Below are 11374 nucleotides of genomic sequence, written 5' to 3'. Positions count from 1 at the left end.
TTCGACAGGGGGATTGCCGTCTACGAACGGAACCCCGCCTACAGCTCCGTCATCGGAAGATGGAAGTTCAACGAACGCTACGGGATTTCCGGCCATGTGGCCGCCGCGCTGGTCATCGCGCGGCGGGGCATGTCCCGGTATGGAAGATACCTTTCGGAGCAACCCAATCGCCGCGACCGTAACGCCCCGCTCCTACCCGCGAGGAATCTCAAGCGGGCACGTGTGGTCGTTTTGGAGGAAGGTCGCCCGAAAGGAAGCGGCGCTTGCAGCGCGCAGGCGGTCGGCAAAAAGGCAGGAAGAGAGCCGATCCCCTCGTTCCGGGTCGCAACAGCAACAAAAGATCCCGACGAGGGAGACCACACCGTCTGCTGCGGGTGCGATTCCCGCACGCGAACCGTCACCAGTACCGTTCGGGTGACGTGTGGGCATTGTCATGTTTGTCCATGTTTTGAGGAACGGTTGTGGCACAGATGATATCCCGCGCTTCCTCGGGCGTGAGAAGACTATCGAGGCCGTTTTCCTCAAGCGTCCGGGCGACGCGCTGCCGGTTGTAGTGGCCTGCGTCGCAGTACCGGCCCAGCACGGCAACCATCATCGCCCGGGCCTGAAGGCAGGTGATCTCCCTGCCGGTACGCTCTTTCACGGCCCTGGGGATGTAGAGGTAGTCCTGCCCCCCGCCGCCGAGGGTATGCCCGCCGCCGACCTCGCCGATGCAGACGGCGCCTTCTGCAAGCATCTCTTCCACTGTTATCCGGGGGTGCCTGTCCGCCAGCCCGCCGCCGTCGCAGAGGTCGGCGGCCTCGATGTTCAGGGGGGTGTGGGTGGTGGCCGTCTTGATCCGGATGGGGTGGTGCCGTTGGGTCTCCCGGACTTCCTCCATGGTGGCAAAGCCGTCCACGTTCATGAAGGTGGTGTGGCCCTGCAGCAGGGATCTGTCGAGGTGGGCGAGGACGAACTCCCGGCCGTAGTTTTCGCAGCCGCCGGCGAACATGGGGCCGAAGGTGACGCCGTGCTGGTGGTGGTTGATCATCCCGGGCATGACGCACTTGCCGGTACAGTCCACCACCTCTTCAGCGTAGGCCTCCAGGGCGGGGTCCACACGTTCTGTGACCTCGGCGATATACTCCCCCGCCACAACCACCGTCGCCCCCTCCAGCACCGTGGTGCCGTCGCCTGTGACCACCGTGCCGCCTGTAAAAAGCCGCATCGGAGCTCTGCCTCCCTCCTTTTTCCTTCAGACCCCGCCGTTGCGGGGCACGCCCCTGCAATGGGGGTGTCTTTCGCCTTTTCAGGATGACGCCCGTTTTTGCAAGCACCACGGAATACCACGCCACATGGGGCAAAGGGGAAACAGCCGGGGGGAGGTCATTCCCCGGCTGTTTCCCCACGGAAGGGAAGGACCGGCCTGTGCCCCTTCAGCCAACCTATGAGCACCTGTTAGCGGACACAGCAGACCTCGCGCCGCTGCCGGTCCTGCCCGGAGAGGCCCGTGCCCCGGGACAGAGACGAAAGCCACCTGTCCGCTTCCTCGAAGAGGGGGAGTGTCTGCCCCAGGCCCATCTCCCTAGCGTTGGTGAAGACCCTGAAGGCCTCCGAGAGGTCGTGGATCCCCATGCCGATGGGGTTGAAAAAGATGCGTTCCTTCTGGTCCTTTCTTCCCTTCAGGTCGCCGCAGACCACCTTGCCGAGGTCGCCCTTGACGGCCTCTTCGTGGATGTGGCCGTCCCGGACGGCCCGCCAGGCGACGTCCACGCCGTGGTGCTTGACCTGGTACCAGTCGTCCACGTAGATCCCGTCGAAGACCTTCAGGGCGCCGGGCGGCGTGTCCCAGAAGGAGATCTCCGCATGGAAGGCGCCCTCTTCGTACCACTCGGGGTCCACGTAGGGCTCCCGTGCCATGGTGGCGGTGCTGATCACGCCGGACCCCACGAAGGCCTCCCTGGCGGACCCCACGGGCTCGATCTCCATGCCGGCCACGGAAGCCATCTTCTCCGCAAAGGCCCGGGAGGCCTCGGGGTTGATATCAAAGACCTTGCACTTCCGCAGTGTGGGGACACCGCACTTCATGGCTGCCAGCTGTGTCTTTCCCTGGACGGAGGCCCCGATGAGCCCCATCACCTGGGCGTCCTCCCTGGCAAGGTACCTGGCGGCCACCCCCGAGGCCGCACCGGTCCGCATGGCACTGGCCACGGCGCCATCCATGACGCACATGGGGTGGAGCGTGTCGGGGTCGAGGAGGATGATCAGGGCGCTCGCCCGGGGAAGGCCGTACGTTTTCGGATTTGCCGGCCTGCTGGGGATGTACTTGATCCCCGCCGTGTTGACGGGCCCAAGCAGCCCGCGCTCCACCAGCTCTTTTCTATACTGTTCGCCGCCCAGCCAGGAGGGCATGGACATGATCCGCCCGGTGGTCTCTTCCGTCTCTGGGCCGCCCCAGCGGATCACCGGCTTGCCGGGCTGGATGAAATCCCCCTTGCCGTGCAGGAAGAAGGACCGCTCCGTCGCCTGCATGGTGCCGCTCATGGTCGCCCCGCCGGCGGCGACGCAGTCGTCCTGACTGAGATAGAGTAACTCCCAACTTTTTGCCATGGTGAACTCCTCCTCCACATATCCAGATAATGATATTTCTCGAACAAGGCGATAAGGAAATATTTATTCCGCAAGCTTCCCAAAAAAAATTCCCCGCCCCGAAAAGCCGACGTGACTTTGCCGTAGCGGCGATCAGCCCTCTGTTGCTCCTCTCCTGCACCCACGCAAAAATGTCTTTTCCCGTAGTGCAGCAGCCGCTGTATCCAGATACGACGGTAACTTCCTGTGCTATCACCCGATTCCTGCAACCATTGAAGAAAGATTCATTCCGAATTTCTCCATGAGCGGCATATTCATACACGATGCTTCCCGTATAGTATGTCTTTTTCTCCCGTTGTCAAGTGGCGGAATGTTTGTTTTTTCGCCCCCCTCTGCTGCCTCCCGGAGGCGAGGGGTGCACAGGGAAGGGATGTCTCCTTCGCGGCTCCGGCCGGGGACGCGCGAAAGAGCCGGGGGAATCCCCCCCGGCTCTTTTTGCTTGCTCTGCTGTCCGGTTTCTTCTCGCGGCCTAGTCGAAGAGGAGGCTCGGCAAAAAGAGTGCGATGTCGGGGAAGAACGTCAGCAGTGTGATCATCGCCAGCATGCAGACCACGAAGGGCACGGCGGCCCTGATGTACACGCCCGCTATCAGCAGTATGAACAGTGGGAGAACAAGTTGGATGATTACCGCCCACATGGTGGATCTCAAACATGACACCACCGGGTCTATCTCATCGCAGTACGCAGATAGCGAGCTATCCAATGAAGCGGCACTATGGAAAAAGCCGGGGGATGTATTTCTCCAGCTGTCTGGTAGCTGTTGTTCCCGTTAGCCGAAGGGGTCCAGCAAATAGAGACATATCAGAGAAACCTCCGGAACAAAACATTCTCTATAAAATAGACATCATTTCACCATATCAAATATTCTGGGCCGCAGAAAGGAGATGAGCCCTGTGGCGGCCAGCCTGGAGGTGCAGCCCGTGGGATCCAGGGGCGGCGCCACCTCGACGAGGTCGATCGCCCCGATCCGCGGCTGCCTGCTCAGGGCCTCCATCATCTGGAGGAACCGGCTGGAGGAGATGCCTCCAAACACGTAGGAGCCCGTACCGGGAGCGAATGCGTGGTCTACGATATCAATGTCTATGGTGACATAGACGGTGCTGCACCGGCTCAGATCTTCCCGGAACGCCTTTTCGATCACTCCATCCACCCCGGTGTCTTCTATATCCCGGGATGTGTAGATCGAAAGCCCGTGCTGCTGGATGAACTCCCAGCGCTCGGCGGTCTGGAAGCTCCCGCCGATGCCCACCCAGGCCATGTCGGCAACTTCCAGGTAGTCGGTTTCCGCCACTCTCCGCGCAAGCGATCCGTGGTAGTGGTCGCCCCAGGCCTCGGTCCGGTCCGTCAGGTCGAGATGGGAATCGATGTGGAGGTACCCCATCCTCTCCTTGTCGTCCCGCTCCTCCACAGCTCTGGCGTATCCGCAGAAGCAGGGGTAGGTGATGTAGTGATCCCCTCCGAGGATCACCGGAAAGGCGCCCTTTCGGGCTATGCCGTAGACCGCCTCTTCCACGGCCTCGGCGGTGGCCTCTACATCGGAGGGGTAGAGGGGCACGTCACCGGTATCGAAGAGGATGTCCCTATAGGGATAGGCGAAACGCTCGCCTGTCCGGATATCCACCATTTCTTTCCGGTCCGTGGTGAGGGCGCCGATCTGGTGCATGAAGTGCAGTGTGCCCTCCCGGATGCCCCGCGGGCCGAACCTCGCCCCGGGTCTGGAAGCGCAGGTCGTGTCGAAGGGCACGCCCACCACGGCCACCGAACCCTCAGAGAGCTCACTCTGTTCCGCCTGCGGCGCACGCAGAAAGGTGGGGATCCCTGCGTAGGCCGGCAGTGTCTGCTGGTCCATCCTATACACCTCAATCTTTGTTTTTATTCCAGAGCCCCCAAAGGGGCCGTCCATGATCTGCCGGCCGGAATGTGGTGCCCGGCCGGCAGGGGTACACCGTCCGTTGTGGCGCTTCTTCCTCTATCCTTCAGCCTCCGGGGCGATCGCTCCGGCGCGGTACCGCAGAATGTGCTGCACCAGGAGGATCGAGAAGATGGCCAGGCTTCCCAGCTTGTACACCCCCAGAGGCGCCACCATGGAAACGCCGACAATGGCGAAGGCAAAACGTTCCCAGGGGGGCATATTGCCCTTGATGGTGCCGATGATGCCGGCGGAGAGCGCATAGACGCCGACGACGCCCATGGAAAGCACGAAGAGGTAGCTCGGCAGGGTTGTATTGACCATGAGCAGGTCGTTGTTATAGACGAAGAGGTAGGGCAGAAGCAGACCCGAAAGCGCCAGGCCGAAGCCCACCACGGCGACCCGCATGGGCCTCGCCCCGGCAAGGCCTGCTGCGGTGTAGCTCGTCAGCGCCACCGGCGGGACGACGGCGGACATGGTGCCGAAATAGAAGGCGAAGAAGTGGGCGGCGATCGGCTCCACCCCCATCTGCTGCAGCGCCGGAGCGGCGATGGTGGCGGTGATGATGTAGCAGGCTGTGGCGGGAAGCCCCATACCGAGCACGATGGCCGCCAGCATGCAGAGGATCAGCGCGGCCCAGAGCTGTCCGCCGGAGAACATGATGATATTCAGCGCCACTACCTGGCCGAAGCCTGTCATACCCACCGAGCCGACGATATACCCCACAATGCCGCAGGCGATCCCCACAGGTGCGGCATTCCGGGCCCCCATATCGAGGGCGGTGAGGAACTGCCGCCAGGTCATGCGCGTGGATTTCCGGATCATGGACAGGACGATGACAGACATGAGCCCCAGGAAGGCCGAAAAGAGCGGCGTGTACCCCACAATGAGAAAGTAGATAATCAGGATGAGCGGGATCATCATATGGCCGCGCTCCAGCAGCGTCTTCCCCAGAGGGGGCACCTCCGAGGCGGGCAGTCCCTGTAGCCCCTGCCGCTTGGCCCGGAGGTCCACCATGAACATCACCGCCAGGTAGTAGAGCAGCGCCGGCGTGGCCCCGGCGATCATGATGGTTGCGTAGGGCACCCCCAGGAAGGTGCTCATGATAAAGGCCGCAGCGCCCATGATGGGCGGCATCAGGATACCGCCGGTACTCGCGGCGGCCTCCACGGCACCGGCGAAGTGCGGCATGTAGCCCACCCGTTTCATAAGGGGAATGGTGATCGCGCCGGTGGTGGCCACATTGGCCTGGGAGCTGCCGGAGATGCTTCCCATAAGGCCTGAAGCGAGGACGGCCACCTTTGCGGGCCCTCCCCGGTACTTCCCGGCCAGGGCGAGTGAAAAGTCATTAAAGAAGTCGCTGGTCTTCGTGGCGGACAGAAAGGCGCCGAAGAGGATGAACATGAACACATAGGTGGAAGAAACCATCAGCGAGACGCCGTAGATCCCCTCGTCGGTCAGAGCCATGCGGATGATGATCCGCCTCCAGTTGAATCCCTGGTGAGCGAAAAGGCCGGGGAAATAGATCCCGTACTTGGCATAGAAGACAAAGAAGACGCTCAGAATGGTCAGCGGAAGGCCCACCGCCCGTCTGCTCGCTTCCACCAGAAGGATCATGGTCATGGTGGCCATCACAAGGTCGAAGGGGATCACATTGAGGCGGTCCGCGAGAATCCGATCGTACTGCAGGAGGATAAACGCCATCCCCGCCAACGAAAGCCCGGCAAGCACCCAGTCAAGGACACTGGGGTTCTCGCGGGGCGACCTGGCGGTGGCCGGATAGTAGAGAAAAACAATGGCCATCACCGTCCCCAGGTGGATGGCGTTCATCTTGATCGCCATCAGAAGACCGAAGCTGTTCATCCAGGCGTGCACCAGGGAGGTGCCTACGGTCAGGAGAAGCGCGATCAGGCCGACCCTGCCGTACAGCTGCCTGGTGGGCACCAGTTCTCCCTTGGGTATAAGCTTTTTCAAGAGATCCACGGAACATCACACTCCACAAAATAATAGAGTACGACCGGTGTCCCGTGAAAAGAGCGGGCACACCGGCCGCAGGTACGCCACAAACAGTGGCTGCTTATTTCATTTCGGGAGGCAGAAGCTTGTCTGGCACGGTGAACCCGTTGTCCCTGTAGTACTTGACTGCTCCCGCATGGAGTGGAGCACCAAAGAGCCCAGACATGGGGTTGTCGAAATCGACGTTATAGAACACGGCGTGCTCTTTCAGGAGATCCTCCCGTGAGCCGAAGACCACTTCCAGGGTCTTGTAGACAGCTTCGTCGGAAAGGTCGGGATGCGCCACGAGAGAGCACATGATGCCGACCACAGGGATCTCCTCTTCCTGGCCGGGGTAGGTCTCCGCCGGAATGGTGACGGGGGCGTACCAGGGGGCCTCGCCGAGCAGCTTGTCCTTGGCTTCGGCGTCGAAATGGAGCATATCCACATCTGTCCTGCCCGCGTAGAGCTCTGTCACCGCGGAGGTGGGATAGCCGGCTTCCAGAAGGGCGGCGTCGATCCTGCCGTTCTGGATCGCCTGGGAGGACTCGCTGTATCCAAGATATTCGGCGGTTATGTCGTCAAAGGTCAGGCCTGCAACGGCCTTGAGGATGGTCCGTGTGCTGAACTCCGTGCCCGAAGCAGGCGGCCCGACGGAGATCTTTTTGCCCTCCAGGGAGTCCCAGCCCTCGATCCCGGAGCCCTTGGCGTAGACAAACTGGGAGGTCTCGGGCCACAGCGCCATGACATAGCGCAGGTTGGGGTTGGCATCGCCTTCGTAACGATTGGTCCCTGTGTAGGCAAAACCGGTGAGGTTGCACATGGCGATGGCCATCTGGGCCTCGTCGTTTTTCAGCATATCCAGGTTTTCCGTCGTTCCGCCGGAAGTCTGGGCAGAATACTTGTACCCCTCGGTCATCAGCTCCTGGTTACAGTGGTTCGCTATGATCGTGCCCACAGGATAGTATGTTCCCCCTGTGGAACCGGTCACGATGGTCACGAACTCCATTGCGCCAGCAGACGCCGTCACAGCTACAACCAACAAGAGTGCAATACCGAGCCCTAATATACTTTTTTTCACGCGTTTCCCTCCCTAATATACCCAATACATCAATTATCCATCGACACATACTCTTTTTCTTAAACAAACGCACCGCATTTCCGGCCGGACATCCCAAAAGGACTGTGTGGAATACACCCGGGGAATTGCATCACACTTTCTGTCACTCCCCGTCTCATCCGGTTTCTCGGCACCTCCCTTCCTCATGTCTTTTGAGATTTCCGCCAGACCTGAAAGACTTCACTGCGTTAGAGGAATTCCAGCATCTTCGGCGCCTGCTTTCGCGAGCTAGAAGATAACTTAATTCTCACACTTTTGTCAAATGGCACAAAAGGTTCGAGCCGTGCTCTGCTGCACTTGCACATCCTCCTATTGCACCTGCCTGAGGCTATCCTTTTCGAGACACAACGACGCAAGCCAGCTGTCGGCCTCGTCGAAGAGGCTGAGTGTGGTTCCCAACCCCTGTTCCCGGGCGTTGCTGTAGACCCTGAAGGCCTCCGAGAGGTCGTGGATCCCCATGCCGATGGGATTGAAAAAGATCCGTTCCTTCGGGTCCTTCCTTCCCTCCAGGGCCCCGCAGACCACCTTGCCCAGATCGCCATTGACAGCGTCCTCGGGGATGACGCCGTCCCGGACGGCCCGCCAGCTGACATCCACACCGTGGTGTTTCACCTGGTACCAGTCGTCCACGTAGATCCGGTCGAAGACCTTCAACGCCGCCGGCGGTGTGTCCCAGAAGGAGATCTCCGTGTGCAGGGCTCCCTCCTTGTACCACTCGGGATTGACGTAGGACTCGCGGGCCATGGTGGCGGTACTGATGACATCGGAACCGACGAAGGCCTCCTCGGCGCTGTCCACCGCCCTGATCTCCATATCGGCGGCCTCGGACATCTCCCGGGCGAAACGCTCGGCGTTGGCCTTGGTCCGGGAGTAGACCTTACACACCTCCAGGGAAGGCATGCCGCTCTTGAAGGCCATGAGCTGCGTTTTGCCCTGGACGCTGGATCCCACCAGGCCCATCACCCTGGAATCGGGCCTGGCCAGGTACTTCACAGCCACGCCGGAGGCCGCACCGGTCCGCATGGCGCTGGCGATGGCGCCGTCCATGACGCACATGGGGTGCAGCGTCTCCGGATCGAGGATGACGATCAGCGCGCTGGCCCTGGGCAGGCCGTGCTTTTTGGGGTTCTCCGGCCTGCTGGGGATGTACTTGATCCCCGCCGTATTGATCGGGCCCAGAAGCCCGCGCTTCATTAGCTCCTCTTTATACTGTTCCCCGCCCAGCCAGGAGGGCATGGACATGATCCGCCCCGTGGTCTCCTCGGTCTCCGGTCCGCCCCAGCGGATCACCGGCTTGCCCGGCTGGATGAAATCCTCCTTGCCGTGGAGAAAGAAGGACCGCTCCGTGGCCTGCATGGTGCCGCCCATATTGGCCCCGCCGGCGGCGACACAGTCTTCCTGGCTGAGATAGAGAAACTCCCAATTCTTTGACATCACACATCATCCTCCGTGACGAAATTTTTTTATGGTTAATCCAGCTTCAGAATGCACTTCAAAAGAATCCCCCTGCACTGTCCGCCTCTCTCCAATTACAAACTCGCACAGACGCAGCACACTTCGTTCTCCTCAAAAAATCCATTCCAGCGACGCGGTATCTTGTGTATCACAGCTGATACGCTGCCTACAGACCTGTACGCCCCTCCCAACCCGTGCAACACTGCCCGCCTTGAAAGAAATATCCATTTCGCAACATCCGATCATTCGGCATATCCCTGCCCCTCCGCCATGTATGATATAATTTTTTCGCAAATTGTCAAGAAGAGAAATGGGCGTTTTGGCTGCGTACTGCGTGGCCCATGGCAAAGCCACAGATTTCCCGTGTAGTGGCACGATGCCATAGACACGCTTCGCGAGGTGCTATACTCTTAACTTGTTGCTCAGCCTGGGTGACCGCCTTGCAAGACTTGGGGGGAACACAATGAAAAGGAATACCGGAGATATAAATCTTCCACTCTTTGAGAAAATGCGGCAGGGGGCTGAGACCTTCCCGTCACAGCAGGGTTCGGTATGCAGGGCTGTGCTGGAGAACTTCCAGGAGGTGGCCTTCATGACGGTCGAACAGCTGGCCCGTCGCGCCGAGGTGAGCCCGGCCACGGTCATGCGGACCATCGGCCGGCTGGGGTACAGCTCTTTTACGCACTTTCTCAATGACCTTCAGAAGACGCTGATCTCCACCAGTTCGCCGCTCTGGTGGCAGCTGGAGGACTCCTGGGGTGAGAAGGCCGCCGACGGCATCCTGCGGAGCGTCTCCCAGGACAACATCGGCAATATCCACGCCTCCATGACGGAGCATCTCAGCCACTCCTTCGAGCGGGCCAGGGATCTCCTCCTCGGGGCAGAAAGCATCCATGTCCTGGGACTCCGCTCCACGAAAGGCCTGGCGGTGTACTTCCACTCCATGCTCCACCAGTTCCTCGGTCATGTCCATCTCATCGGCCCCTGCGGGTCCGACGAGATGTTCGCCGAGCTCTTCAACATGAGCAAGCATGACGTGCTGTTCGCCATCTCGCTGGGTGGACCGCACTTCGCCATCCGAACCGTTCAGGCGGTGCAGTTCGCCAAAGAGCAGGGGATTCCCGTCATCCTCCTCACCTCGAGTCTCACCAACCCCGGCATTCCGGCGGCCACAGAGCTGCTGCACGTTCCCGTCCATTCCACACACTACTCGCTGATTCCCGCCGTCAACGTCATCGAAGCGCTGATTGTCGAGATAGGACGTCACTTCCAGGATCAGGCCACCGATCGGCTGCGGCGCCTTGGGAAGGTCCTGGTGGAAAACAAGATCACCTACTAGGGATGCAATCGACGGGGAAAGCTGCCCATTCCCGAAAAAGGGATATCGGCAGACACTTCCTCTCTTCCTGCAGCAGGACTATGGTATAATTGCCGTGTTTTGCCCATTGCCCTCCGAAACGCAGGAAAACCTGTGCAACCGAAGGCGCGTTCCGCTGCAAGGTTGCCGGGCACATTGGGCAGCAGGTCGGGTGAACGCTCTCTGCAGGTTTCCGGTTGACAGTGAAAAAGCACACGTATACTCTTGAAGACACTATAACTTGGGGAGGAATGTGGTATGGCGCAGGAGAACAGGCCGCAGCAGCGCAAGCAGCAGCAGAAGAAAAACAACAACAAGGATTGGTTCGCGGAGATCTTCGGCAAAGACCAGCACAGCATGTACGTCACCATCGGCGTTATTGTGGTAGCGATTCTCGCTATCTATGCCATCGTCAATGTCGGTTCCGTCCAGTCGGGCGTCAACGCGCAGCTTGCCGCCGTCGAGGAGACGCTTTCCGAGCAGTCGAAACTGATCGACACCATGGCCCAGCGGATCGAAACGCTGAAAGAAGAGGGTGTAGAGAGCGGCCAGGAGGAAGTCAAAAAGCTGGCGGCAACCATGGACAGACAGTTCAAGGTGTTGAGCAAGCAGATCCAGACCAATGCAGGCCGTGTGGCCGACCTGGAACAGCAGCTCAAGGCCATGGACACCACCATGGAAAAGGTCCGGGCCAACCTCGCAGAGCTCTCCAAACAGGAGCAGGAACAGAAAAGCGAAGGCACCGGAGTGAGCACCGAATTCCTGAGACAGCAGCTCGCAAACCGGATGCAACGGAACCAGAAGATGCTCGAGATGTTCGAAGAAGCGGTGTCCACAGACCAAAGACTTCTCGAGGAACTGCAATAACGGCAGACCGCTTTCCCAAAGGCATTATCGGCCCCCCCGGACC

The 11374-nt window shown here is 60.2% G+C and carries 9 protein-coding genes; 2 read left to right on the top strand and 7 right to left on the bottom strand.

Annotated elements, in window-relative coordinates:
* Window positions 1-397: 397 nt before the first annotated feature.
* The 7 genes from K9L28_10200 to K9L28_10170 form a co-directional block, all read right to left on the bottom strand.
* A complete protein-coding gene (locus tag K9L28_10200) occupies window positions 398-1207 on the bottom strand; it encodes a hypothetical protein (GenBank protein ID MCF7936697.1) in 810 nt (269 codons plus the stop codon).
* Between the two features lie 230 nt (window positions 1208-1437).
* On the bottom strand, window positions 1438-2589 hold the full coding sequence (locus K9L28_10195; protein ID MCF7936696.1) for an ornithine cyclodeaminase family protein: 1152 nt from the start codon (window positions 2587-2589) through the stop codon (window positions 1438-1440).
* A gap of 508 nt (window positions 2590-3097) precedes the next feature.
* Window positions 3098-3265 (bottom strand): hypothetical protein, encoded by a 168-nt coding sequence (locus K9L28_10190; protein ID MCF7936695.1) that lies wholly within the window; start codon window positions 3263-3265, stop codon window positions 3098-3100.
* Window positions 3266-3472: 207 nt separating this feature from the next.
* Complete coding sequence (locus K9L28_10185; GenBank protein ID MCF7936694.1) at window positions 3473-4477, bottom strand: agmatinase family protein; 1005 nt, start codon at window positions 4475-4477, stop codon at window positions 3473-3475.
* Between the two features lie 120 nt (window positions 4478-4597).
* Window positions 4598-6520, bottom strand: a complete 1923-nt coding sequence (locus K9L28_10180; protein MCF7936693.1) for a TRAP transporter permease — start codon at window positions 6518-6520, stop codon at window positions 4598-4600.
* A gap of 94 nt (window positions 6521-6614) precedes the next feature.
* On the bottom strand, window positions 6615-7613 hold the full coding sequence (locus K9L28_10175; protein MCF7936692.1) for a TAXI family TRAP transporter solute-binding subunit: 999 nt from the start codon (window positions 7611-7613) through the stop codon (window positions 6615-6617).
* Between the two features lie 348 nt (window positions 7614-7961).
* Window positions 7962-9086, bottom strand: a complete 1125-nt coding sequence (locus tag K9L28_10170) for an ornithine cyclodeaminase family protein (GenBank protein MCF7936691.1) — start codon at window positions 9084-9086, stop codon at window positions 7962-7964.
* Window positions 9087-9699: 613 nt separating this feature from the next.
* Between K9L28_10170 and K9L28_10165 the strand changes: the two genes are divergently transcribed.
* Both K9L28_10165 and K9L28_10160 read left to right on the top strand, forming a co-directional pair.
* Window positions 9700-10446: a MurR/RpiR family transcriptional regulator gene (locus K9L28_10165; GenBank protein ID MCF7936690.1), complete on the top strand. Its 747-nt coding sequence runs from the start codon at window positions 9700-9702 to the stop codon at window positions 10444-10446.
* 276 nt (window positions 10447-10722) lie between these two features.
* Window positions 10723-11331 (top strand): hypothetical protein, encoded by a 609-nt coding sequence (locus K9L28_10160; protein ID MCF7936689.1) that lies wholly within the window; start codon window positions 10723-10725, stop codon window positions 11329-11331.
* Window positions 11332-11374 lie beyond the last annotated feature (43 nt).

It is taken from the genome of Synergistales bacterium, from assembly GCA_021736445.1.
GTDB lineage: Bacteria > Synergistota > Synergistia > Synergistales > Aminiphilaceae > JAIPGA01.
This window is presented reverse-complemented; position numbering and strand designations above follow the sequence as displayed.